The sequence below is a fragment of the Streptomyces sp. JK94 genome, assembly GCF_053613315.1.
Genome location: NZ_JBSICH010000026.1, coordinates 89,178 through 113,056, shown reverse-complemented (window position 1 = coordinate 113,056; position 23,879 = coordinate 89,178). Strand labels below are relative to the sequence as shown.

Sequence of the window (23,879 nt, the reverse complement as noted above, 5' to 3'; positions counted from 1 at the left end):
GGGCAGCGGAAAACAGCCCTCCCAATTCCCCTGTCCTTGTATACGGCGCACGTGTTAATGCCGCAGGCTCGGCATGTTTACGGCACGTTGCGGGTTCCTCACACGCTCCGCCCGTTCACCGCCGGAGGCGAAGCGCAGCCGGTGCGCCGGCGCCGACCGCTCGATGTGCAGCGTCATGAGCGCCCGCGCTCGCTCGCCGTCACCCCGGGCCACCGCGTCGACGATGGCGCCGTGCTCCGCCCAGCACCCCACCGGGTCGGCCGGAGCCTGCACGACGTACATCCAGGCGATCTTGTGCCGCAACTGGGTCAGCAGCGCCGCCAGGGAGGGACTGCCGGCGGTCTGGGCGAGGGTCTCGTGGAACCATCCGCCCAGCGAACGCAGGTCCTCGCCGCCCCCCTGCCTGGCGCGTTCCTGCCCCAGCCGCACCAGCCCGCGCAGGACCTTGAGGTGGGCCTCGGTGTGGCGCCGGGCGGCGCGGGAGGCACCGAGGGGTTCGAGGAGCATGCGGGTCTCCAGCAGGTCGGCCGCCTCCTGCTCGGTCGGTTCCGCGACGCACGCGCCCGCGTGCCGCCGGGTGACCACGAACCCCTCGGCCTCCAGTGTGCGCAGGGCCTCGCGGACGGGGACGCGGGAGACGCCGTAGCGGCGGGCCAGGAGTTCCTCGGTGAGGCGGCTGCCGCGCCCGTGGACACCGGAAACGATGTCGTCCCGGATCGCCGTGCACACCGAGTGCGCCGGAATACGCATGCCCGACCTCCGCCTTTATCCCCGTGAAACGTCGACGATTGACGTGTGTTCAGCGACTCTAGGCCAGTACAGCGGATATTCCGACGGGGAGGGGGATTTCATGGATACTTTTTGGACAGCGGCCCCGCCGGGACCGGTGGTGGAAATGCGAAAGCCCCGGCTCGGGGAGCCGGGGCTTTCGGATGCCGTACCGTCCGCCGTCAGACGTTCACGCCGTGGGAGCGGAGGTAGGCGACGGGGTCCATGTCCGAGCCGTACTCGGGGCTCGTACGGGCCTCGAAGTGCAGGTGCGGCCCGGTGACGTTGCCGGTGGCGCCGGAGAGGCCGATCTGCTGCCCGGGCTCGACCGCCTGACCGACCGAGACGCCGATGGACGACAGGTGGCCGTACTGCGTGTACGTGCCGTCGTGCATCCTGATCACGACCTGGTTGCCGTACGCCCCGCCCCAGCCGGCCTCGACGACGGTGCCGACGCCGACCGAGTGCACGGAGGTGCCGCTGGAGGCGTGGAAGTCGATGCCGGTGTGGCTGCCGGACGACCACAAGGAGCTGCCGGCCCGGTAGGCGGTGGAGACGTAGGAGGCGGTGATCGGCGACACGAAGGTGTTGAGGCGCTCGCGCTCCGCCTCGCGTGCGGCACGCTCCTTGGCCTCACGCGCCTCCTCGGCCGCCTCGGCAGCCCGCTCGCGTGCGGCTTCCTGGGCCGCCGCGCGGGCGGCGGCGTCCAGCGCGGCCTGCTTCTGCGCGGCGGCCTGGGCGTCGATCTCGTCCGCCACGGAGTCGCCGATGCTGATGACGGGGGTGAGCCCGGTCTGCTCGGCCTCGGGCTCGGCGGCGAGCGCCGGAGCCGCGAGGGTGCCGACGACGCCGGTGGTGGCGAGGGCGGCGACACCCGCCGCGCGGGTGGTGGTGCGGTGCATCCGGCCGGGGCGGCGGTGCTTCCCGGTGGCGCGCGTGAACGCCATGTAGAGGCTGGTCCTTTCCTTCCCTCTCGCCTACCGGGTTAGCTGACGGGTTCGGAGGTGGAAGGTCTCCTACGGACCCCCTCGCTGCACGCGCGGGCGCCCGATTCACCCCAGGGACTACGGTGGGTCCCCGGCTCCCCTGGCTCGCGCCGTACGGGGACTCGGCGATGACTGTCCGGTGCCGCGGGTGCGGCGCACTGCCTGACGAACAGCCCGGAAGACGCTAAACGCGGTTGTCTTCGAAGCTCAAACGCAACCGGTCTTTTGTAGCGCATGCCACAGGGCAGACAGGTAGCCTCTCCCTCAATTCGGACAAAGAAGCGGCCCTGGTGACGCTGGTTCACCAGGACCGCCACGCGCGCGTGCCGCTATTCGGCCGCCACCACGGTGACTTCACCGATGCCGAGGGCCTCGACGGGCTCCCTGATCTGCGCCGCGTCGCCGACGAGGATCGTCACCAGACGGTCCACCGGGAAGGCGTTCACGACCGCCGCCGTCGCCTCCACGGTGCCCGTCGCGGCGAGTTGGCGGTAGAGCGCGGCCTGGTAGTCGTCGGGCAGGTGCTGTTCGACCTGGTCGGCCAGCGTGCTCGCGACGGCCGCCGCCGTCTCGTACTTCAGCGGCGCCACGCCGACCAGGTTCTGCACGGCGACATCGCGCTCGGCGTCGGTGAGTCCCCCCTCCGCGAGCTTGCGCAGCACCGTCCACAGGTCCTCCAGGGCGGGGCCGGTGTTGGGGGTGTCGACGGAGCCGCTGATGGCGAGCATGGCGGCGCCCGTACCGTCGGGCGCGGAGCGCAGGACCTGACCGAACGCCCGTACGCCGTAGGTGTAGCCCTTCTCCTCGCGCAGGACGCGGTCCAGACGCGAGGTGAGGGTGCCGCCGAGGCAGTAGGTGCCGAGCACCTGAGCGGGCCACACGCGGTCGTGCCGGTCGGAGCCGGTGCGGCCGATCAGCAGCTGGGTCTGGACGGCGCCGGGGCGGTCCACGATGACCACCCGTCCCCTGTCGTCGGCGGTCACCGGGGGCACGGGGCGCGGCTCGGCGGCGGAGCCGGTCCACGCGCCCAGCGTCTCGCCGAGCAGCGCGTCGAGGTCCACACCGGTGAGGTCCCCGACGACCACGGCGGTGGCCGTGGCGGGCCGGACGTGCTTCTCGTAGAAGGCGCGCACGGCCGCGGAGTCGATGTTCGCGACCGTCTCCTCGGTGCCCTGGCGGGGGCGCGACATGCGCGTCCCGGCCGGGAACAGCTCCTTGGAGAGCTCCTTGGCGGCACGACGGGCGGGGTTGGCCAGCTCGTGCGGGATCTCGTCGAGCCGGTTGCGGACCAGCCGTTCCACCTCGCCGTCCGCGAACGCGGGCGCCCTGAGGGCGTCGGCGACCAGGCCGAGGGCCTTGGCGAGACGCGAGACGGGCACCTCCAGGCTCAGCCGGACGCCGGGGTGGTCGGCATGCGCGTCCAACGTGGCGCCGCAGCGCTCCAGCTCGGCGGCGAAGTCCTCGGCGGAGTGCTTGTCGGTGCCCTCGGAGAAGGCCCTCGCCATGATCGTGGCGACACCGTCGAGACCGGCGGGCTCGGCGTCCAGGGGCGCGTCGAGCAGCACCTCTACGGCGACGACCTGCTGGCCGGGGCGGTGGCAGCGCAGCACGGTCAGGCCGTTGCCGAGGCTGCCGCGCTCCGGTGCCGGGAACGCCCACGGCCTGGGCTCGCCGGCCTGCGGCTGCTGGTGGAATTCCATGGTGGCGAGCTCGGTCACTTGGCCGCCTCCTCGTTCTCGTCGGTGGCGTCGTCCGGGCCGGCGGCGGTCGCGTCGGCGGGTGCGGTGGGCTCGTAGACGAGCACCGCGCGGTTGTCGGGGCGCAGGCGGGCCTTGGCGATCTCCTGGACCTCCTCGGCCGTCACCTCCAGCACCCGCTGCACGGCGGTGAGGGCGAGCTGCGGGTCGCCGAACAGGACGGCGTACCGGCACAGTTCGTCGGCGCGGCCCGCTACCGTGCCCAGGCGGTCCAGCCACTCGCGCTCCAGCTGGGCCTGGGCGCGCTCCATCTCCTCGGCCGTGGGGCCCTCCTCGGCGAACCGGGCGAGCTCCTCGTCGATGGCGGCCTCGATGACCGGCACCTCCACGTCACCGGACGTCTTCACGTCCAGCCAGCCCAGGGAGGGCGCTCCGGCGAGCCGCAGCAGACCGAAGCCGGCGGCGACGGCCGTGCGGTCGCGGCGCACCAGCCGGTTGTACAGGCGGGACGACTCGCCGCCGCCCAGGACGGTGAGGGCCAGGTCGGCCGCGTCACATGCGCGCGTGCCGTCCTCCGGCAGGCGGTAGGCCGCCATCAGGGCGCGGGCCGGCACCTCCTCCTCGACGACCTCGCGCAGCTGCTCGCCCATGACGTCGGGCAGCGAGCCGTCCCTGGGCGGCTGCTTGCCGTCGTGCGAGGCGATGGAACCGAAGTACTTCTCGATCCAGGCGAGCGTCTGCTCCGGATCGATGTCGCCGACGACCGACAGCACCGCGTTGTTCGGCGCGTAGTACGTGCGGAAGAACGCGCGCGCGTCCTCCAGGGTCGCCGCGTCCAGGTCGGCCATGGAGCCGATCGGCGTGTGGTGGTAGGGGTGGCCCTCCGGGTAGGCGAGGGCGGTCAGCTTCTCGAACGCCGTGCCGTAGGGGACGTTGTCGTAGCGCTGGCGGCGCTCGTTCTTGACGACGTCCCGCTGGTTCTCCATCGACTCGTCGTCCAGGGCGGCGAGCAGCGAACCCATGCGGTCGGCCTCCAGCCAGAGGGCGAGCTCCAGCTGGTGGGCGGGCATGGTCTCGAAGTAGTTGGTGCGCTCGAAGCTGGTGGTGCCGTTGAGCGAGCCGCCGGCGCCCTGCACCAGTTCGAAGTGACCGTTGCCCTTGACCTGGGCGGAGCCCTGGAACATCAGGTGCTCGAAAAGGTGAGCCAGGCCGGTGCGCCCCTTGACCTCGTGGCGCGAGCCGACGTCGTACCAGAGGCACACCGCCGCGACCGGGGTCAGGTGGTCCTCGGAGAGCACCACGCGCAGGCCGTTGGCCAGGCGGTGCTCGGTCGCTGTCAGGCCGCCGGAGTCTGCCTGGGCTGTGGCCGTGTGACCCATGGGCATGTACGTCCCTTCGATCGCGAAATCCTCAGTGGAATCGTCGGGCGGAACTGCGGAATTCCGCCGGTCCTGCCACTGTATGCAAGCGTGCGGGCCGCCGGTGGAGTTCCCGTGCCTCGTACGCCGAGAGCGAGAACGGGGTTGGCGGGCCTCCGGGTGCGAGGGCGTACCCTGCGGGCAGCGCCGGGCCGGGCAGCCCGTGACGGGTCCTGGTCGGTCGCTGTCAGTGCCGCGGTCCACAATGGACCGCGTCAGATCACCGTTCACGCTCAGCAAGGAGCCGGCAGCGATGGCCCGCCGTAGCACGAAGACCCCGCCGCCCGACGACTCGTTCGAGGAGAGGATCCTCGACATCGACGTCGTCGACGAGATGCAGGGCTCCTTCCTCGAGTACGCGTACTCGGTCATCTACTCCCGTGCGCTGCCGGACGCCCGCGACGGCCTCAAGCCGGTGCACCGCCGCATCGTGTACCAGATGAACGAGATGGGCCTGCGGCCCGAGCGCGGCTACGTGAAGTGCGCCCGTGTCGTCGGCGAGGTCATGGGCAAGCTGCACCCGCACGGCGACGCGTCGATCTACGACGCCCTGGTGCGCATGGCCCAGTCCTTCTCCATGCGCGTGCCCCTGGTGGACGGCCACGGCAACTTCGGCTCGCTGGGCAACGACGACCCGCCGGCCGCCATGCGGTACACCGAGTGCCGGATGGCCGAGGCGACCAGCCTCATGACGGAGTCCATCGACGAGGACACCGTCGACTTCGGTCCCAACTACGATGGCCAGGAGCAGGAGCCGGTGGCACTGCCCGCCGCCTTCCCGAACCTGCTGGTCAACGGCGCCTCGGGCATCGCGGTCGGTATGGCCACGAACATGCCGCCGCACAATCTGCGCGAGGTGATCGCGGCCGCCCGGCACCTGATCCGGTACCCGAACGCCGACCTCGAAGCCCTGATGAAGCACGTGCCGGGCCCCGACCTGCCCACCGGCGGCCGGATCGTCGGTCTGCCCGGCATCCGGGACGCCTACGAGAGGGGCCGCGGCACGTTCAGGATCCGCGCGACGGTGTCCGTGGAGACCGTGACGGCCCGCCGCAAGGGCCTGGTCGTCACCGAGCTGCCCTTCGCCGTCGGCCCCGAGAAGGTCATCGCGAAGATCAAGGACCTGGTCGGTTCGAAGAAGCTGCAGGGCATCGCCGACGTCAAGGACCTCACCGACCGCCAGCACGGGCTGCGCCTGGTCATCGAGATCAAGAACGGCTTCGTGCCCGAGGCGGTCCTGGAGCAGCTCTACAAGCTGACGCCGATGGAGGAGTCCTTCGGCATCAACAACGTCGCCCTGGTGGACGGCCAGCCCCTCACCCTGGGCCTCAAGGAGCTGCTGGAGGTCTATCTCGACCACCGCTTCAACGTCGTTCGGCGCCGCAGCGAGTTCCGCCGCAGCAAGCGCCGCGACCGCCTGCACCTGGTCGAGGGCCTGCTCACCGCCCTGGTCGACATCGACGAGGTCATCCGCCTCATCCGCTCCAGCGAGAACTCCGCACAGGCCAAGCAGCGCCTGGTGGAGCGGTTCTCGCTGAGCGACGTGCAGACCCAGTACATCCTGGACACGCCGCTGCGCCGGCTCACCAAGTTCGACCGCATCGAGCTGGAGTCCGAGAAGGACCGGCTGAACGCGGAGATCGAGGAGCTGACCCGGATCCTCGACTCGGACGCGGAGCTGCGCAAGCTGGTCTCCGCCGAACTGGCGGCGGTGGCGAAGAAGTTCGGCACCGACCGTCGTACGGTCCTGCTGGAGTCCTCCGGGGCTCCGGTGGCCGCGGTGCCGCTCCAGGTGGCGGACGACCCCTGCCGGGTGCTGATCTCGTCGACGGGGCTCATGGCCCGCACCGCGAACGACGCACCTCTGGTCGCGGAGGCCGGCGCCAAGCGCGTCAAGCACGACCTGATCGTCTCGGCGGTGCCGGCCACGGCCCGCGGCGAGGTGGGTGTGGTGACGTCCGCCGGCCGGCTGCTGCGGGTGAACGTCGTGGACCTCCCCCAGCTCCCGGAGTCCATGCCCACGCCGAACCTCTCCGGCGGTGCACCGCTGGCGGAGTTCGTCTCGCTGGAGGACGACGAGACGGTCATCTGCCTGACCACGCTGGACGAGTCGTCGCCGGGGCTCGCGCTCGGGACCGAGCAGGGCGTCGTCAAGCGCGTGGTGCCCGACTACCCGTCCCACAAGGACGAGTTGGAGGTCATCTCCCTCAAGGAGGGCGACCGGATCGTCGGCGGCGCCGAGCTGCGCTCCGGTGACGAGGACCTGGTCTTCATCACGGACGACGCGCAACTGCTGCGCTACCAGGCCGCGCAGGTCCGCCCGCAGGGCCGCCCGGCGGGCGGTGTGGCGGGCGTGAAGCTCGCCGACGGAGCCAAGGTCATCTCCTTCACGGCGGTGGACCCGGCCGCGGACGCGGTGGTCTTCACGGTCGCCGGTTCGCGCGGCACGCTGGACGACTCCGTGCAGACCACGGCCAAGCTCACCCCGTTCGACCAGTACCCGCGCAAGGGCCGTGCCACGGGTGGCGTGCGCTGCCAGCGGTTCCTGAAGGGCGAGGACTGCCTGGCCTTCGCCTGGGCGGGCGCCAACCCCGCGCTCGCCGCGCAGAAGAACGGCTCTCCTGCCCAGCTCCCGGACATCGACCCGCGCCGTGACGGCTCGGGCGTGTCCTTGCCGAAGACGGTGGCCGTGGTGACGGGTCCGGCTTAGACCGCACCCTGGGAGCCGGGCGGCGGCGCCTCGACGTAAGGTCCGGCGCCCGGGTCCCCGGCATCCGGGTCCGGTACGTAGCGCAGGACGCCCCACATGCCGTGTTCGTCGGCGGGCGGGGCGTCGGCGGGCCGTCGGCACGCGTCGAGTTCCTCGCGGAGGGCCGGCGCGTCGATGCCGGAACCGATGAGCACCACCTGGGTGCGGCGGTCGTCGTCGGGCGCCCACGGCTCCGGGTAGAAGCGCAGGAACCGGCCGACGGCGTGGACGGCGTACCGGTTCCGCGTGTCGTACGGGCCGAAGTCGACGTAGCCCTTGATCCGGTACAGGCCCTCGGGCCTGCCGTCGAGGAAGGCCATGAGCCGGCGCGGGTCGAGCGGAAGGCCGGAGACGAACGACAGGGTGTCGTAGGCGGCGTGCAGATGCCCGTCGTGCGCGCCTCCCCCGGAGTGGTCGTGCAGGTCGTCGAAGGACAGCTGTCCCACCCGCTCCTCACTGGGCCGGCAGTCGTAGAGGAACTCGGGGTCGACGCGACCGTAGGTCGCGGGCACGACGGCCGCGCGGTCACCGAGCGAGCGGACCAGAGCGAGCACGCGCTCGGGATCCGGGACCCGGTCGGTCTTGTTGACCACGATCAGGTCGGCGAGGGCCAGATGCCGGTCGATCTCGGGATGCCTGGCGCGCGTGGCGTCGAACTCGGCGGCGTCGACGACCTCGACGAGTCCGCCGTAGACGACGCCGGGCTGCTCGCTGGCGAGGAGCATGCGCACGAGTTCCTGCGGCTCGGCGAGACCGCTGGCCTCGATCACGATGACGTCGATGCCGGCGTCGGGACGGGCCAGGCGCTCCAGGTAGCCGTCCAGCTCGCCGGCGTCGACGGCACAGCACAGGCACCCGTTGCCGAGCGAGACGGTGGAGTCGCCGAGTGCGCCGGCGACGGCCATCGCGTCGATCTCGATCGAGCCGAAGTCGTTGACGATGGCGCCGATGCGGCTGCCTCCGCTGCGGTGGAGCAGGTGGTTGAGGAGTGTGGTCTTCCCGGAGCCGAGGAATCCGGCGAGTACGACGACCGGGATCTGCTGCGGAGTCGGGCGCTGCCCCACCGTGCGACCTCTCTCTCACCCACGTGTACGCCGACGCGTACACCCACGTACGGAATTGCCTGCTCAGGATACGAGCCGACGCGGCCGGCACGGAGTGAACGACGACCCGGCCCCCCCCGTCCTGCGGGCTCCACCCTGCCCCGGTGCCGCCCCATCCACGACCGGAGCAACGCTCAGGCGCGGCTGGAAGCGACCGGGAGGAAGTCAGGTTAGGCTCACCTCTGTGAGTACGTGCTCAACCGTCTCCCGGGACCTCGACGAACCCGTTTCGGGCACCGCGCCCGTCGCGAGGACCTGGTTGCTGCTCGAACAGCCCGGCCCCTGGGGTGCCAAGGCGCTCACGTCGAGTCACCTGGATCCGGTGCTGGGACGCGCTCTGGAGGCGGCCGCGAAGGGTACGGGCGTACGCGTCGCGCTCATCCGCCGCCCAGGGCGCCACGCCGACCGCGGCGCCCCCGACGAGCGCCGGGTGTACGCGGCCCACACCGTGCCGGGAAACGTGTGGCTGCACAGCGCCGCGCTCACGGACCCCCGTCGCCTGCTCGACCTCGATCTCGCCGCGCTCGGCAGAGGCGACGACCGTACCTTCGACTCGGCGCTCGAAGGCGGCCCCCACCTCGGTGATCCGCTGGCGCTGGTGTGCACCAACGGCAAGCGCGACCGGTGCTGCGCGCTCCTCGGCCGGCCGCTGGCCGCCGAGCTCGCCGCCTCCGGGGCGGGGGACGTCTGGGAGGTCACCCACCTGGGCGGTCACCGCTTCTCGCCGACGGTGCTCGTGCTGCCCGACGGATACGCGTACGGCCGGGTCCGGGCGCACACCGTCAAGGAGGTCCTCGGCGGTGCCCGGGAGGGGCGGGTCGTCACCGACGGCTGCCGCGGGAACTCCGCGTGGGAGCGCCCCGGACAGGCGGCCGAGCTGGCCGTGCGCGCGGCCGTCGGGGAGGATGCGGCCCAGGCCCTGCGCGTCGTGCGGACGGACGGAGCCGCACCGCGCTGGGAGGTGACCCTGGCCCACCGCGACGGCCGGCGCTGGCGGGTCAGCGTCGCGCAGGGCGCGTCCGCTCCCCCGCGTCCGGAGAGCTGCGGGGCGTCGGTGCTGGGCTCGCCGGCGCGGGTGCGGGTCACGGCGGTGCGCGAACTGTCGGTGACGGCGGCGCTCGCCGGCTGAGCGGCCCGTCGGCGCACGGCGCCCGCCGCCGGTGGCGATCACGAGATACGCGCCACACCCCTCCACGGCATGCCGCCTCCTCCTCCCACGTACCGTCTTGGGCATGAGCCCCACTCCCCCCGCGCGCCGCCTGCGCCTCGGCCTGCCGCGGCGGGTGTTCTCCCAGGTCCTGCTGATGCAGCTGGCGATCGCCGCGGGAGTCGCCGTACTCGCGACCGGGCTGTTCCTGGCTCCCCTCGGTGATCAGCTGGACGACCAGGCGATGCGCCGGGCGCTCGCGATCGCGCAGACCACCGCGCAGCAGCGGCAGGTGGTGCAGGAGCTGCGCACCACCCGGCCGGCTCCGAACGGCCCGGTGCAACGGGAGGCGGAGCGCATCAGGAAGGCCACCAGGGCGGAGTACGTCGTCGTGATGGACCGGCAGGGCGTGCGCTGGTCGCACACCGACCCGCAGCGGATCGGCCAGGTCGTCTCCACCGACCCCGGGCAGGCCCTGGCGGGCCGCGAGGTCATGGAGATCGACGACGGAACGCTCGGCCGCTCCGCGCGCGGCAAGGTGCCGTTGCGCGACGGCGACGGCGCCGTCGTCGGAGCGGTTTCGGTCGGCATCGCGTACGACAGCGTCCGGGCCAGGCTGGTCCACGCCATTCCCGGCCTGTTGGCGTACGCCGGGGGCGCGCTGGCCGTCGGCGCGCTGGCCGCCTGGCTCATCTCGCGCCGGGTGCAGCGGCAGACCCGGGACCTGGCCTTCTCGGACATCGCGGGGCTGCTCGCGGAGCGGGAGGCCATGCTGCACGGCATCCGGGAGGGTGTCGTCGCCCTGGACCGCGGCGGTCTGGTCCGTCTCCTCAACGACGAGGCGCAGCGCCTGCTGGGCATCGGCACCGAGGCCGTCGGCCGCTCCCCCGAGGAGGCACTCGGCGCGGGCCGCACGGCCGACGTCCTGGCCGGCCGGGTGACCGGCACCGACCTGCTCACCGTCCGCGGCCAGCGGGTGCTGGTCGCCAACCGGATGCCGACCGGCGACGGCGGTGCCGTGGCCACCCTGCGCGACCGCACCGAGCTGGAGCAGCTCGGCCGGGAGCTGGACTCGACGCGTGGCCTGATCGACGCCCTCCGCGCCCAGGACCACGAACACGCCAACCGCATGCACACCCTGCTCGGGCTGCTCGAACTGGAGATGTACGACGACGCCGTGGAGTTCGTCGGTGAGGTCGTGGGTGATCACAGGGTCACCGCGGAGCAGATCACCGAGAGGATCCGGGACCCGCTCCTGGCCGCCCTGCTGGTCGGCAAGGCGACCGTCGCGGCCGAACGGGGAGTCGCCCTGTGGGTGTCCGACCGGACGCGGCTGCCGGACCGTCTGGTCGACCCCGGAGGGCTGGTGACCATCGTCGGCAACCTGGTCGACAACGCGCTCGACGCCGCCGCGGGGACGCCGCACGCGCGCGTGGAGGCCGAACTGCGTGCCCAGGGGCGCGCCGTCACGCTCACGGTGCGCGACACGGGGCCCGGGGTCCCGGCGGAACACCGGGAGCTGGTGTTCACGGCGGGCTGGTCCACCAAGGAGCGGCCGGCGCACCGGCAGCGCGGCATCGGACTGTCGCTGGTGCGCAGACTGGCCGAGCGGCAGGGCGGCAGCGCCACCGTCGGCGCGGCGTACGGCGGGGGCGCGGAGTTCGTCGTCGTCCTGCCCGAGGCGCTGGCCGAGCCGGAGCCGGCGCCCGCCCTCACCGCCCCCGCGGACACCGTTCCCGCGAACACCGCCGTCGAGGAGGAGGCCCGATGATCGAGGTCCTGGTCGTGGACGACGACACGCGGGTCGCGCGGGTGAACGCCGCGTACGTCGGGAAGGTGCCGGGCTTCCACGTCGCCGGCCAGGCGCACAGCGCGATGGAGGCGCTGCGCGGTGTGGAGGTGCTGCCCCGCGTGGATCTGGTGCTGCTGGACCACTACCTGCCGGACGGAACCGGTCTGGAGGTGGTCCAGGAGATGCGGCGACGGGGCCACCAGACCGACGTGATCATGGTGACGGCGGCGCGGGACGTCTCGACCGTCCAGGCGGCGATGCGCCAGGGCGCCCTGCAGTACCTGGTCAAGCCGTTCGCCTTCGCGGGGCTCCGCGCCAAGCTGGAGGCGTACGCGGAGCTGCGGCGCACCCTCGACGGTGGCGGTGAGGCGGAGCAGGCGGAGGTCGACCGCATCTTCGGCGCCTTGTCGGCGCCGACGGAGCCCGGACTGCCCAAGGGGCACTCGCCCACCACCGCCGAGCTCGTGCGCCGGTGCCTGATGCAGGCCGACGGTGCGCTCTCCGCCCAGGAGATCGCCGACCGCACCGGGGTGAGCCGCCAGACGGCGCAGCGCTACCTGAAGCTGCTGGAGCGCACGGGGCGGGCCACGCTGACCCTCAGGTACGGGGACGCGGGCCGCCCGGAGCACCGCTACACGTGGGCGACCCGTACGTGAGGAACCGGGCCGGGCGCCGCCGTCCCCTACACGGCCCCCGCCCCGGTCAGTGACCGGACCTCCGTCTCGGCGTGCTTGGCCTCGTCCGCCACCTCGGGCGAGGTGACCGTGCCCAGCCAGCCCGCGAGAAAGCCCAGCGGGACCGAGACCAGGCCGGGGTTCTGCAGCGGGAAGTACTGGAAGTCGACGCCCGGGAGCAGCGACTGCGGGCTGCCCGACACCACCGGGGACAGCAGCACGAGAAGCACGGCCGGGACGAGGCCGCCGTAGACGGCCCACACAGCGCCGCGCGTGGTGAACCCGCGCCAGAACAGCGAGTAGAGCAGCACGGGCAGGTTCGCGGACGCCGCGACGGCGAAGGCGAGGCCCACCAGGAACGCGACGTTCAGGTCGCGGGCGAGCAGACCGAGTGCGATCGCGACGGCGCCGATCCCGACGGCGGCGACTCGCGCGACGGCGACCTCGCTGCGCGGCTCGGCGCGGCGGCGCCGCAGGGACGCGTACAGGTCGTGGGCCACGGAGGCCGAGGAGGCCAGGGTGATGCCCGCGACCACCGCCAGGATGGTGGCGAACGCGATGGCGGCGACGACCGCGAACAGCACCGTCCCCCCGGTGGAGCCCGCGCCGCCGCCCAGGTCCAGGGCCAGCAGCGGCACCGCCGTGTTCCCCGCGGCGTTCGACGCTCGTACGGCGTCCGGCCCGACCAGGGCGGCCGCGCCGAACCCGAGCACGATCGTCATCAGGTAGAAGCCGCCGATGAGCCCGATCGCCCAGACGACGGACCGCCGCGCCGCCCGGGCGGTGGGCACGGTGTAGAAGCGGGACAGGATGTGCGGCAGCCCGGCCGTGCCCAGCACCAGGGCGAGTCCCAGGCTGATGAAGTCGAAGCGTGAGGTCCAGTCCCCGCCGTACGCCAGCCCCGGCGCCAGGAACGCCTCACCGTGACCGCTGCGCTCGGCCGCCGTGCGCAGCAGCCGGTCGAAGTCGCCGTGGAAGCGCACCAGGACCAGTGAGGTCAGTGCCACGGTGCCGCCGAGCAGCAGCACCGCCTTCACGATCTGGATCCAGGTGGTGGCCCGCATCCCTCCCAGCGACACGTAGATCACCATGAGGGCGCCGACACCGATGACCGTCCAGGTCCGCGCCGCATCGGTCGTACCGCCGAGCAGCAGCGCGACCAGGCTGCCCGCGCCCACCATCTGCGCCACCAGGTACAGGACGGACACGGTGACCGACGAGGTCCCCGCCGCCATCCGTACCGGCCGCTCACGCATGCGTGCCGCCACGACGTCGGCGAGCGTGAACCTCCCGCAGTTGCGCACCAGTTCGGCGACGAGGAACAGGACGACGAGCCAGGCGACCAGGAAGCCCACCGAGTACAGCATGCCGTCGTAGCCGTGGAGCGCGATGAGCCCGGAGATGCCGAGGAAGGAGGCGGCGGACATGTAGTCACCGGCGATGGCAAAACCATTCTCCATGGGGGAGAACAGCCGGCCGCCCGCGTAGAACTCCTCCGCCGAGCCGTGCCGGTTGCGGCTCACCCAGGTGGTGATCGCCAGCGTGACGGCGACGAACGCGCTGAACAGGAAGAGCGCCAGGGTCTGGTGGTCTTCCGTCACGACGCCCCTCCTCGCACTCCGCGCGTCAGCTCCTGGGTGTCCCAGCGCAGTTCCAGCGCGGCCCGGTCCCTGCGCAGCCGCGCGTGCCGGGCGTAGGCCCAGGTGAGCAGGAACGTGGTGAGGAACTGCCCGAGCCCGGCGAGCATCGCCACGTTCACCGCCCCGGCCACGGGCCGGGCCATCAGCGCGGGCGCCGTCGTGGCGGCCACCACGTAGACGGCGTACCACCCGAGGAAGGCGGCGACCGCCGGCACCACGAACCGCCGGTAGCGGTTGCGGACCTCCTGGAAGGCCGCACTGCGCTGGACCTCCAGGTACACGTCGGCCGCGGCCCGGGGCGGCTCCTGCGCCGGTTCCCGGCGCATCGGAGGCAGCGCCCCCTCGGCATCCCGGGCGTCGGACGACTCACCCCAGCCGGAGGCGAGGGCGTCGTACCACGGGTCGTCGTACCCCGGACCCGGGAACCTTTCGCGGGCCGGCCGGTCCAGGGCGTCGCGGTGGTCCACCGCGCTCTCGGGACCACCCCCGGCACCGCGGAGGCGATCGTTGCTTGACTGCATGCCCAAGGATGGACAGAACGGGAAGAGCGCCGACTCTTCTTCCCCCGGCACTTCACCCCATCAGGTGACGCGCCCCCTGGTGGTCGCACGGTCCCCTTCGCCTGCGCGTAACGCGCCGCGGACGGAATCGGACCCGCACCAGGCGGCCGGGCACCGTACGGCGAACCCGGCCGCGTACCGCAAACCGGGCCCGGGTCCAGGTCACCGGTCACCGGCCACCGGCCACCGGCCACCGGCCACACACGGTCACGCGTCGATGCGCGACCGGTCCAGGGTCGCCGCCGAGCTGGAGATGAACTCCTTGCGGGGCGCGACGTCGTTGCCCATCAGCAGGTCGAAGACCTGCTCTGCGGAGTCCAGATCGGTCAGGTTGATCCGGCGCAGGGTGCGGCGCCGGGGGTCCATGGTCGTCTCCGCCAGCTGGTCGGCGTCCATCTCGCCCAGACCCTTGTAGCGCTGGATGGAGTCCTTGTACCGCACGCCCTTGCTCTGGAACTCCATGAGCGTGTCGCGCAGCTCCCGGTCCGAGTACGTGTAGACGTACTTGTCCTGGCCCTTCTTCGGCTGGACGAGCTCGACGCGGTGCAGCGGCGGCACCGCGGCGAAGACCCGGCCCGCCTCCACCATGGGCCGCATGTAGCGGTGGAACAGGGTCAGCAGCAGCGTGCGGATGTGGGAACCGTCCACATCGGCGTCGGTCATCATGATGATCTTGCCGTACCGGGCCGCGTCGATGTCGAAGGTACGGCCGGACCCCGCTCCTATGACCTGGATGATCGCGCCGCACTCGGCGTTCTTGAGCATGTCGGTCACGGACGACTTCTGTACGTTGAGGATCTTGCCCCGGATCGGCAGCAGCGCCTGGAACTCGGAGTTCCGCGCGAGCTTCGCCGTACCCAGCGCGGAGTCGCCCTCGACGATGAACAGCTCGCTGCGGTCGACGTCGTCGCTGCGGCAGTCGGCGAGCTTCGCGGGCAGCGAGGAGGACTCCAGGGCCGTCTTGCGGCGCTGGGCGTCCTTGTGCTGGCGGGCGGCGATGCGGGTCCGGGCCGCGGCGACGGCCTTCTCCATGACGACGCGGGCCTGCTGGGCGGCGTCACGCTTCGTGGAGGTCAGGAACGCCTTGAGTTCCTTGCTGATGACGTTGTTCACGATGCGGCGGGCCGCGGAGGTGCCGAGCACCTCCTTGGTCTGCCCCTCGAACTGCGGCTCGGCCAGGCGGACCGTCACGACCGCAGTGAGGCCCTCCAGGGCGTCGTCCTTGACGATGTCGTCCTCGGCGACGCGCAGCAGCTTCTTGGTCCGCAGCGCCTCGTTCATCGTCTTGGCCACCGCCTGCTCGAAGCCCGCGACATGCGTGCCGCCCTTGGGGGTGGCGATGATGTTGACGAACGACTTGAGGGTGGTGTCGTAACCGGTGCCCCAGCGCATCGCGACGTCGACGCCGAGGTCCCGGGTGACCTCGGTGGGGGTCATCTGCCCGTGCTCGTCCAGGACCGGGACCGTCTCCTTGAAGCTGCCCTGCCCGCTGAAGCGGAGGATGTCGCAGACGGGCCTGTCACTGGCCAGGAACTCGCAGAACTCGCTGATGCCGCCGTCGAAGCGGAAGGACTCCTCGCCCTTGCTGCCCCCGTCCCCCAGACCGAACTCGTCGCGCACGACGATGGTCAGCCCGGGCACCAGGAACGCGGTCTGACGGGCGCGCTGGTGCAGGTGGTCCAGGGAGAGCTTGGCGTCCTTGAGGAAGATCTGGCGGTCGGCCCAGTACCGCACGCGCGTGCCGCTGCGAGCCTTGGGGATCTTCCTGGCCTTGCGCAGTCCGCTCCCGGCCTCGAACCCGGCGTCCGAGCCCGCCCCCGTGAACGCGCCCGGCACTCCGCGCCGGAAGCTGATGGCGTGCGTGTGCCCCCCGCGGTCCACCTCGATGTCCAGCCGGCTGGACAGGGCGTTCACCACGGAGGCGCCCACTCCGTGCAGGCCGCCCGAGGCCGCGTACGAGCCGCCGCCGAACTTGCCGCCGGCGTGCAGCTTGGTCATGACGACCTCGACACCGGACAGGCCGGTCTTCGGTTCGACGTCGACCGGGATGCCCCGGCCGTTGTCCCGGACCTCCACCGAGGCGTCGTCGTGGAGGATCACCTCGATGTGGTCGCAGTAGCCTCCGAGGGCCTCGTCGACCGAGTTGTCGATGATCTCCCACAGGCAGTGCATCAGGCCACGGCTGTCGGTCGATCCGATGTACATGCCCGGACGCTTGCGCACGGCCTCGAGCCCCTCGAGGACGAGCAGGTGCCGCGCGGTGTAATTGGATCCGTCCCGGTCTGCTCCTGCCAGCAGCGCAGTGGACGGCACGGATGTCTCGGCGGTCACGCGGTTCGCTCCTCGCTGAATTTCAGATGGGGCCCCGCTGGGTAAGGGCGCGGCTCGGTTCACCGGTCAGAGGGTACCGAGGCCTGGTAGAGCCCTTGTAACGCCACCCTCGTCGCGAACACACCTTAGTCCAGCGTCGTATACCTGTTCGATCCCTCGATGGGGTGAAGTACACATCACGTTCCCTTCGAGGCATGAACCATTTAGGCTCCGGGCACGTCCTCATGAACAAACCGGCAACCCAGCCGGCGGGACCGACACTGACCGACTGCGCGAACCCGTACGACACACAGACACGCAATACGGCACATTCGCCGCCAACCGGCAACAGCCTGCCCCTCGGAAAGTTTTTTCGAGGAAAAGCCACGAGCGGGAACGTTTTGGGGCTGGTTGGATGTTGACCCTGGTACGACAGCTCGTCGAGCTAGAGAAGAGGCGACGTGACTACTGTTCTGACTTCCGCAAGCCCGCTGACGGCCGCTGATCGGTGCGACCGCTGCGGCGCTCAGGCATACCTGCGCGTCGTCCTGCTGAGCGGCGGAGAACTGCTCTTCTGCGCCCATCACGGGCGCAAGTTCGAGCCGGAACTCAAGAAGATCGCCGCTGAGATACAGGACGAGACGGAGCGGCTCACGGCCGTTCCGGAATCTTCCGCCGAGGAAGAGCGCTGACGCTACGCGCCCGACGACGAGCCGGCTCGGCCCAGGCCGAGAAACGGGCGGCCGCCTCTGCTGGACAGAGGCGGCCGCCCGTGCTCGTACCCGGCGGACCCCTCAGGGGCCGTCAGACGCCCTCGCGCTGCCGTGTGGCGGCGTCGTCCCATCCCAGCGCCCGCAGCACGGCGGAGACGCGCGTGTAGACCCCGGGGCTGCCCGGGCGTCCGCAGCCGTCCCCCCAGGACACGAGGCCGATGAGCCTCCCGCGGGCGACCAGCGGCCCGCCGCTGTCCCCCTGGCAGGCGTCGGGACCACCGATGTCCTCACCGGCGCAGAGCATGGTCCCGGCGACGTAGAGTCCGTCGCCGCTCCCCGGGTACGCCCGCGCGCACAGCGTGTCGGGGAGCACGCGCACCCGGGCCGCCCGGAGGCCGTTCGCGTAGTCACCCGCACCCGAGGTGTCCCCCCACCCGTAGACGAGCGCAGCCGTCTCCGGCTCGTACGCGGGGTCACCCTCGGCGGCCATCCCCAGGGCCGAGCCGGCGGGCAGGGCCTGGGAAAGGGTGATCACCGCGAAATCCCCTTCGTTGCTGACGTCGTCGTGCCCAGGATTCACCCAGACCTCGCGGACGGGGATCTCGTGCCCCTGGGCCGACAGCAGGTCGGTCCGGCCGGCGATGACTCTCAGGTCGCGCACCTGCTCGGGCGGTGAGCCCAGCACCTTCTCCTCCAGGCAGTGCGCCGCCGTGAGCACGGTGGTGCTGCCGACGGCCACTCCCCCGCAGAACTGTCCCGCCCGCGTACCTCCGAACCGGTCACGACTGGACAGGGCGACGGCCCACGGGCTGTCGGACGCTTCGACCGGAAAGCCCCCGACGACGATGCTGTCGGCGGACGCGGGGGCAGTGGACACCAGCGGTATCGCGGTGGCCGCGGCCGCCAGGACCAGCGGCCGGGCCAGCGCCCGGGCAAAGAGGCGTCGCATGCAGGCTCCTCACTCCTGGGTGGTCATGGGACACCCAGAGTGATCCAGCACGCCGTACCGCGCACCCGGACGCGAAGCACCCCGGTCAACGCGGAGGCCCGGTCCCCCACCTGTGGCGGAACCGGGCCTGGTCGCTCGTAGGGCCGCGATCGAGTCCTCGTAGGGCCGCGGTCTAGTCGAGGTAGTCGCGCAGCACCTGCGAGCGCGACGGGTGACGCAGCTTCGACATGGTCTTCGACTCGATCTGGCGAATGCGCTCGCGCGTGACGCCGTACACCTTGCCGATCTCGTCGAGGGTCTTCGGCTGACCGTCGGTGAGACCGAAACGCATGGAGACGACGCCCGCCTCACGCTCGGACAGGGTGTCGAGGACGGAGTGCAGCTGCTCCTGGAGCAGGGTGAAGCTGACCGCGTCGGCCGGGACGACCGCCTCGGAGTCCTCGATGAGGTCACCGAACTCGCTGTCGCCGTCCTCGCCCAGCGGCGTGTGCAGCGAGATGGGCTCGCGACCGTACTTCTGGACCTCGATGACCTTCTCCGGGGTCATGTCGAGTTCCTTGGCCAGCTCCTCCGGGGTGGGCTCGCGGCCCAGGTCCTGGAGCATCTGGCGCTGCACGCGCGCGAGCTTGTTGATGACCTCGACCATGTGCACCGGAATGCGGATGGTGCGGGCCTGGTCGGCCATCGCGCGGGTGATCGCCTGCCGGATCCACCAGGTGGCGTACGTGGAGAACTTGTAGCCCTTGGTGTAGTCGAACTTCTCCACCGCGCGGATCAGACCGAGGTTGCCCTCCTGGATGAGGTCCAGGAAGAGCATGCCGCGGCCGGTGTAGCGCTTGGCCAGGGAGACCACCAGGCGGAGGTTGGCCTCCAGGAGGTGGTTCTTGGCGCGGCGGCCGTCCTCGGCGATGATCTCCAGCTCGCGCTTGAGCTTGGGGGCGAGCTTGTCGGCGTTGGCGAGCTTGTCCTCGGCGAACAGGCCGGCCTCGATGCGCTTGGCGAGTTCGACCTCCTGCTCGGCGTTGAGCAGGGGAACCTTGCCGATCTGCTTGAGGTAGTCCTTGACCGGGTCGGCGGTGGCGCCGGCCGCGGCGACCTGCTGGGCCGGCGCGTCGTCCTCGTCGTCGTCGGACAGCACGAAGCCCGCGTTCTCGGTGCCCTCGGGCTCCTCGGTCGCGGCCTTCGGCTCCTCGATCGCCTCGTCCTCGAGGAGCTCGCCGTCCTCCTTCTTGGCAGTGGTCTTCTTCGCCGCCGTCTTCTTGGCGGTCGTCTTCTTGGCCACCGTCTTCTTGGCGGTGGCCTTCTTCGCCGCCGCCTTCTTGGCGGTCGTCTCTTCCTCGCCGGCCGGGTCGGGGGCGGGCGACGCCGGGACGGCGGGGGCGGCGGCCTTCCTGCTGGTCACCGGCTTCGCCGCGACCGCCTTGGTGGCGGTGCGCTTGGCGGGACTCTTCGCTGCGACGCTCTTACGGGTGCGCTTGGGCTCCGCGGCACTGACCATCAGCGTCACACCCTCTTCCTCGAGGATCTGGTTGAGGCTGCGCAGTACGTTCTTCCACTGAGTGGCCGGAATCTGGTCAGCTTCGAAGGCCCGACGCACGTCGTCGCCGGCGATCTGCCCCTCAGCCTTTCCCCGCTCAATGAGCGCCATGACAGAGACGGACTCGGCGATCTCCGGCGGGAGCGTACGGGATGTGCTGGCCGACACGAACAACCTCTCGGAACGTTGGAAAACGGCTTCCGGCCCCGTCCGTGACGGACAGGAGCCGACCACCGGCTTGGGAATGGGCCGACGGCGCGGGCGGGCCGGGAGATGCACAGCGCCGTGAACGGCGTCCGTATTCCCTCCGCGGCTGTCACCTCTTAGGTCATCGCGTTGTTCCCGCGAGCGTTACGCCCAATCCGCGTGGCCCGAGTCACACCCCGTAATCATCCAAAACCGGTCAGAAGCGGAGGAACAAGGTCAAGAGTGAACACAATCCGGCCATCCGAGGATGCCCAGCCTCTCATCACACCGTCGGACCCCGTGGAATCAGGAACGATTCCACGGGGTCCGCGGTGGCGGCGAGGCGGCCGGCCACTGCCGTAGGAGGGGTCCGGCGTGTCCGGTCCGCGCCGTTCCGGTGGAACGCGATCAGTGCTCGCGGGGGGCGGGCACCACGCGCTCCACCTCGGGGTGGACGGTCAGGAGCTGGCGCATGGCCGCCTCGGCCGCCGCCCCGTCCCCCGTGGCGAGGGCGTCGATGATCCTGCCGTGCTGCGCCAGCGTGACGTCGTTCGGGCGGTCGCAGGACGTGACCGGGCCGCCGGAGACGTGGAGGGCCGCGGAGACGATCCCGGAGAGGTGGTCCAGCATGCGGTTGCCCGCGACCTGGATGAGGAGCCCGTGGAACTCGGCGTCGGCACGCGAGAAGGTGAGCGCGTCGCCCTGTCCCATGGCGTGACCCATGATGCCGACCATGTCGGACAGACGCTGCTGGACCTCCTCGCGTCCGTGCCCGGCGGCGAGGCGTGCGGCGAGCGGCTCGATCGTCCAGCGCAGCTCACTGAGCTCGCGGCGCTGGTTGTCGCGCTGTGGGCCGAAGGCACGCCACTCGATGATGTCCGGGTCGAGGAGGTTCCAGTCACTGACGGGACGCACTCGCGTACCGACGTTCGGACGGGCGCTGACCAGCCCCTTGGCCTCCAGGACCCGGAGGGACTCGCGGACCACGGTGCGGGACACCTCGAAACGCTGGCCGATCTCCTCGGGCACCAGCGGGCGGTCGGCGCCCAGGTCGCCCGAAACGATCATCTGACCCAGCTGCTGAACGAGTTGCCCGTGCAGTCCGCGGCCCCGGCTGCCCCCGGCACGCCTGCCCATGCGGCCCAGCTCGGGCTCGGCTCCGTCCCAGGCGGACATCCCGACGCGGTCGACGGGGGGCGTCTCGGGGTACGGGTAGCGGTCGAGGTCGCCCGGGTTCGCGAGGCCGGAGTCGGCGGAACGGGCGGCGGTCATCATGGAGTGCGCAAGGGTAGTCACGCATCCTTTGTCGGCGCCCTCTCCAACTCCCTTGAGGTCTTTGGTGAAAAGCACACGAAAGGGTGATCGCTCACCCCGTCGCAATTGACGCCTTATCGGAAAGAAACGGGCGCACCCCGGGGAGTTGCGCACAGGGTCGGACCGGGCCGGGCGTGACGGACGTCAGCGGGCTCTGCTGCGGACGGTCATGAGCAGATAGGCGCAGAGCAGCGAGGTCAGCGACAACGTCAGGGCACTGCCCACGGGTTGGACGATCACGCTCAGCACCTCGGCCACGTACCGCTCACCGCCGAACGGCCACGTCGTCAGGAGGGACTCACGGATCCGCATCGGGAGGCCGGCAGCGGCCCGCACGGACGGTCCCTCCCAGACCTCTTGTACGAGCGGTACGACGAGGACGGGAACGGCGACCACCGCGGCGAGTCCGGCCGTGGTGGACCGGAAGACGCCCGCGGCGAGCAGGCCGGACCAGGCGCATCCGACGACGAGCCCGAGCCAACCCGCACCCAGTGCGGGCCAGTCGGCGGGGACCCGGCCGATCTCCTGTCCGTAGAGCAGGTGGAGGACCTCTGCGTCGCAGGCCACCGTCAGGACGGCCAGCACCAGCGCGGTGACCGCGGAGACGAGGAGTTTGGCGGCCAGCAGCCCCATCCGGCGGGGCACGGTGCCGCGGTCCGCCGCCAGAGCGGGGTGGCGGAACTCGTCACCGAAGGCGAGTGCCCCGAGCAGCCCCGCGCCGAGCGCCGCGGGCGGCAGGGGCAGCTCCCGGGGCCAGGCGGCCAGGAGACGCGGCTGCGGGGTGTGCCCGATGCGGGCCAGGACCACCGCGGTGACGGCGGACGCGACGAGCACGACGGCGGCGGTCACGAACGCCGTGCTGATGCCGACCGCACGCCGGAGTTCGTACCGGAGCGGGCGGAGCGGGCTGGGGGCGGAGCGGACGGAGATGGGGGGCGGCAGCGAGGACACCGCCTCGCGGGCGGTGACCGCGGCGGGGGTGAGGGTGGCCCTGGGGCGCGGTGCGGGCCACTGGGCGGCGCGTTCCGGTGGCGTGCGGTGGGGCCCGGGGGCGGAGGGGCGGTCCGGCGCGTCGGCGTCGCCGCCGGCGACCGGGGGCGTCTGCCCGGCACTGCCGGCGGGCTGGAGGCCGGTGACGGGAGGCTGCACGGCCCCGGCCGGCGGGTGCGAACCGGTGGAGGGCGGTCCGGGGGCTCGGCGCAGGGGCTCGGGAGCGGCGGGAGAGCGCCCGGCACCCGGGGTCACGGGCAGCGCCTCGGCGTCCGCCACCGGCCGTCCGTCGGCCGGCCGTGACCCGGGCGCGTCGGCACGGGGGGACGGCTCCTCGGCGGTGCCGCCGGGGCCGCCGGTCAGTGGCCGAGCGCGGCCGGCGAGAAGCCGGGCCTTCGGGGCGACCGGTGCCGTGCCCGCACCGGGTCCCATGTCTCCGACCTCGTCGGCCAGTTGGTGTACGAGGATGCCGTGACGGAACGCGGTGTCACCGATACCGGCACACGTACTGCCGTACACCGCGAGGCGGTTGCCGCCTTCTCGTACGACCTCGACGGAACGGCGGGACTCCCGCGCCTCCTTGGCCAGGACGGAGGCGAGACGGGCGGCGTGCGGGCTGCGGACGGCGACGCGGGGACGCAGACGCGTACGGGAGAAGTCCGCCGCCGTCTGGTCGGCGACGACCCGGCCCTGGTCCAGCGTGACGACGTGGTCTGCGACCCGCGCGGCCTCCTTGGTGTCCGCCGTGCCGAACAGCACGGTGCCGCCGTGGGCGGCGTGGGCGCGCAGCGTGTCGTGGAGCCAGTGGGCGTCGCGGGCGCAGAGCGCGCCGGCGGGGTCGTCGAGCACCAGGGTGTGCGGGTCGGGAAGGAGGGCGCAGGCCAGTCCGAGGCGTCGGTCCATGCCACGGGACAGGGTGCCGAGGCGTTCGTCGCGCAGGCTCGCGAGTCCGAACGCCTCCATCACGTCGTCGGCCCGCCGGGCGGGCTCACCGGCCGCCGCGCACAGCATGCGGAGATGGCCCCGGACCGTGCGGGCCGGGTGCCCCGGCACGTCTCCCAGCAGTACGCCGACCTCGCGTGCGGGGTGGGCGATGCGGTGCAGGGGGCGGCCTCTGAAATGGGTGAGGCCACGGCCGCGTTCGAGCTCCAGCATAAGTCTGAGCGCCGTCGTCTTGCCTGCGCCCGGCGCTCCGAGCAGTGCGGTGACACGTCCCGCGCGCGCCTCTAGGGAGACGTCGTCGACGGCGGGCGCAAGGTCCTTGCGGGGGGTGCTGGTCAGTCCGAAGGCCTGGATCACCCGCAGCAAGATAGCCTGTTATGACCTGTTTTTCGGGTATCGCTGGG

The 23,879-nt window shown here is 71.8% G+C and carries 17 protein-coding genes and 1 riboswitch; of the genes, 5 read left to right on the top strand and 12 right to left on the bottom strand.

Features of this window, described 5'->3' with window-relative positions; all coding sequences use genetic code 11:
* Positions 1-54: 54 nt before the first annotated feature.
* The 4 genes from ACVV2G_RS23255 to ACVV2G_RS23240 all read right to left on the bottom strand — a co-directional run bounded on the left by ACVV2G_RS23255 (position 55) and on the right by ACVV2G_RS23240 (position 4,836).
* Positions 55-750, bottom strand: coding sequence for a GntR family transcriptional regulator (locus ACVV2G_RS23255; protein ID WP_453844683.1), 696 nt, complete (start codon positions 748-750; stop codon positions 55-57).
* A 200-nt stretch (positions 751-950) separates the two neighbouring features.
* Positions 951-1,715, bottom strand: a complete 765-nt coding sequence (locus ACVV2G_RS23250; RefSeq protein ID WP_453844682.1) for a M23 family metallopeptidase — start codon at positions 1,713-1,715, stop codon at positions 951-953.
* A gap of 12 nt (positions 1,716-1,727) precedes the next feature.
* Positions 1,728-1,892: riboswitch (cyclic di-AMP (ydaO/yuaA leader) on the bottom strand.
* 191 nt (positions 1,893-2,083) lie between these two features.
* Positions 2,084-3,472, bottom strand: coding sequence for a M16 family metallopeptidase (locus ACVV2G_RS23245; protein WP_453844681.1), 1,389 nt, complete (start codon positions 3,470-3,472; stop codon positions 2,084-2,086).
* Complete coding sequence (locus ACVV2G_RS23240) at positions 3,469-4,836, bottom strand: M16 family metallopeptidase (protein ID WP_453844680.1); 1,368 nt, start codon at positions 4,834-4,836, stop codon at positions 3,469-3,471. Before ACVV2G_RS23240 ends, ACVV2G_RS23245 begins: the two co-directional genes overlap by 4 nt.
* Positions 4,837-5,122: 286 nt before the next feature.
* On the opposite strand from ACVV2G_RS23240, the gene ACVV2G_RS23235 reads away from it, so the two are divergent.
* Positions 5,123-7,579 carry a DNA gyrase/topoisomerase IV subunit A gene (locus ACVV2G_RS23235; RefSeq protein ID WP_453844679.1) on the top strand — a complete coding sequence of 819 codons (2,457 nt, stop codon included), beginning with the start codon at positions 5,123-5,125 and terminating at the stop codon, positions 7,577-7,579.
* Here ACVV2G_RS23235 and ACVV2G_RS23230 read toward each other — a convergent pair.
* A complete protein-coding gene (locus tag ACVV2G_RS23230) occupies positions 7,576-8,682 on the bottom strand; it encodes a CobW family GTP-binding protein (RefSeq protein WP_453844678.1) in 1,107 nt (368 codons plus the stop codon). The genes ACVV2G_RS23235 and ACVV2G_RS23230 overlap by 4 nt on opposite strands.
* Positions 8,683-8,905: 223 nt before the next feature.
* On the opposite strand from ACVV2G_RS23230, the gene ACVV2G_RS23225 reads away from it, so the two are divergent.
* The 3 genes from ACVV2G_RS23225 (at position 8,906) to ACVV2G_RS23215 (ending at position 12,316) form a co-directional block, all read left to right on the top strand.
* Positions 8,906-9,850, top strand: coding sequence for a ferredoxin family protein (locus ACVV2G_RS23225; RefSeq protein ID WP_453844677.1), 945 nt, complete (start codon positions 8,906-8,908; stop codon positions 9,848-9,850).
* 103 nt (positions 9,851-9,953) lie between these two features.
* Positions 9,954-11,639 carry a sensor histidine kinase gene (locus tag ACVV2G_RS23220; protein ID WP_453844676.1) on the top strand — a complete coding sequence of 562 codons (1,686 nt, stop codon included), beginning with the start codon at positions 9,954-9,956 and terminating at the stop codon, positions 11,637-11,639.
* Positions 11,636-12,316 (top strand): response regulator, encoded by a 681-nt coding sequence (locus tag ACVV2G_RS23215; RefSeq protein ID WP_453844675.1) that lies wholly within the window; start codon positions 11,636-11,638, stop codon positions 12,314-12,316. The genes ACVV2G_RS23220 and ACVV2G_RS23215 overlap by 4 nt, the downstream gene beginning before the upstream one ends.
* A gap of 26 nt (positions 12,317-12,342) precedes the next feature.
* Here ACVV2G_RS23215 and ACVV2G_RS23210 read toward each other — a convergent pair whose 3' ends face one another.
* The 3 genes from ACVV2G_RS23210 to ACVV2G_RS23200 all read right to left on the bottom strand — a co-directional run bounded on the left by ACVV2G_RS23210 (position 12,343) and on the right by ACVV2G_RS23200 (position 16,865).
* A complete protein-coding gene (locus ACVV2G_RS23210; RefSeq protein WP_453844674.1) occupies positions 12,343-13,935 on the bottom strand; it encodes a solute symporter family protein in 1,593 nt (530 codons plus the stop codon).
* Entirely contained in the window at positions 13,932-14,495 is a 564-nt protein-coding gene (locus tag ACVV2G_RS23205) for a DUF485 domain-containing protein (RefSeq protein WP_453844673.1), read from the bottom strand. The genes ACVV2G_RS23210 and ACVV2G_RS23205 overlap by 4 nt, the downstream gene beginning before the upstream one ends.
* Before the next feature lie 246 nt (positions 14,496-14,741).
* The gene (locus tag ACVV2G_RS23200) at positions 14,742-16,865 is read right to left on the bottom strand and encodes a DNA gyrase/topoisomerase IV subunit B (RefSeq protein WP_453844672.1); all 2,124 of its coding nucleotides are present in this window, start codon (positions 16,863-16,865) and stop codon (positions 14,742-14,744) included.
* Between the two features lie 440 nt (positions 16,866-17,305).
* Here ACVV2G_RS23200 and ACVV2G_RS23195 point away from each other — a divergent pair, with 440 nt between their 5' ends.
* Positions 17,306-17,536, top strand: a complete 231-nt coding sequence (locus tag ACVV2G_RS23195) for a DUF7455 domain-containing protein (protein ID WP_031035360.1) — start codon at positions 17,306-17,308, stop codon at positions 17,534-17,536.
* A gap of 112 nt (positions 17,537-17,648) precedes the next feature.
* On the opposite strand, the gene ACVV2G_RS23190 is transcribed toward ACVV2G_RS23195, so the two are convergent.
* The 4 genes from ACVV2G_RS23190 to ACVV2G_RS23175 form a co-directional block, all read right to left on the bottom strand.
* The gene (locus tag ACVV2G_RS23190) at positions 17,649-18,506 is read right to left on the bottom strand and encodes a S1 family peptidase (protein ID WP_453844671.1); all 858 of its coding nucleotides are present in this window, start codon (positions 18,504-18,506) and stop codon (positions 17,649-17,651) included.
* A 172-nt stretch (positions 18,507-18,678) separates the two neighbouring features.
* Positions 18,679-20,211, bottom strand: coding sequence for an RNA polymerase sigma factor (locus ACVV2G_RS23185; RefSeq protein WP_453844670.1), 1,533 nt, complete (start codon positions 20,209-20,211; stop codon positions 18,679-18,681).
* 426 nt (positions 20,212-20,637) lie between these two features.
* Positions 20,638-21,525 carry a FadR/GntR family transcriptional regulator gene (locus tag ACVV2G_RS23180; protein WP_453844669.1) on the bottom strand — a complete coding sequence of 296 codons (888 nt, stop codon included), beginning with the start codon at positions 21,523-21,525 and terminating at the stop codon, positions 20,638-20,640.
* A gap of 162 nt (positions 21,526-21,687) precedes the next feature.
* Positions 21,688-23,832 carry an ABC transporter ATP-binding protein gene (locus tag ACVV2G_RS23175; RefSeq protein ID WP_453844668.1) on the bottom strand — a complete coding sequence of 715 codons (2,145 nt, stop codon included), beginning with the start codon at positions 23,830-23,832 and terminating at the stop codon, positions 21,688-21,690.
* Between the last annotated feature and the right edge of the window lie 47 nt (positions 23,833-23,879).

Excerpts from the sequence above, each read along its gene's own strand:
- ACVV2G_RS23255 (WP_453844683.1), bottom strand. The coding sequence starts at position 750 with ATGCGTATTCCGGCGCACTCGGTGTGCACGGCGATCCGGGACGACATC.
- ACVV2G_RS23250 (WP_453844682.1), bottom strand. The coding sequence starts at position 1,715 with ATGGCGTTCACGCGCGCCACCGGGAAGCACCGCCGCCCCGGCCGGATG.
- ACVV2G_RS23240 (WP_453844680.1), bottom strand. The coding sequence starts at position 4,836 with ATGCCCATGGGTCACACGGCCACAGCCCAGGCAGACTCCGGCGGCCTG.
- ACVV2G_RS23235 (WP_453844679.1), top strand. The coding sequence starts at position 5,123 with ATGGCCCGCCGTAGCACGAAGACCCCGCCGCCCGACGACTCGTTCGAG.
- ACVV2G_RS23220 (WP_453844676.1), top strand. The coding sequence starts at position 9,954 with ATGAGCCCCACTCCCCCCGCGCGCCGCCTGCGCCTCGGCCTGCCGCGG.
- ACVV2G_RS23215 (WP_453844675.1), top strand. The coding sequence starts at position 11,636 with ATGATCGAGGTCCTGGTCGTGGACGACGACACGCGGGTCGCGCGGGTG.
- ACVV2G_RS23205 (WP_453844673.1), bottom strand. The coding sequence starts at position 14,495 with ATGCAGTCAAGCAACGATCGCCTCCGCGGTGCCGGGGGTGGTCCCGAG.
- ACVV2G_RS23190 (WP_453844671.1), bottom strand. The coding sequence starts at position 18,506 with ATGCGACGCCTCTTTGCCCGGGCGCTGGCCCGGCCGCTGGTCCTGGCG.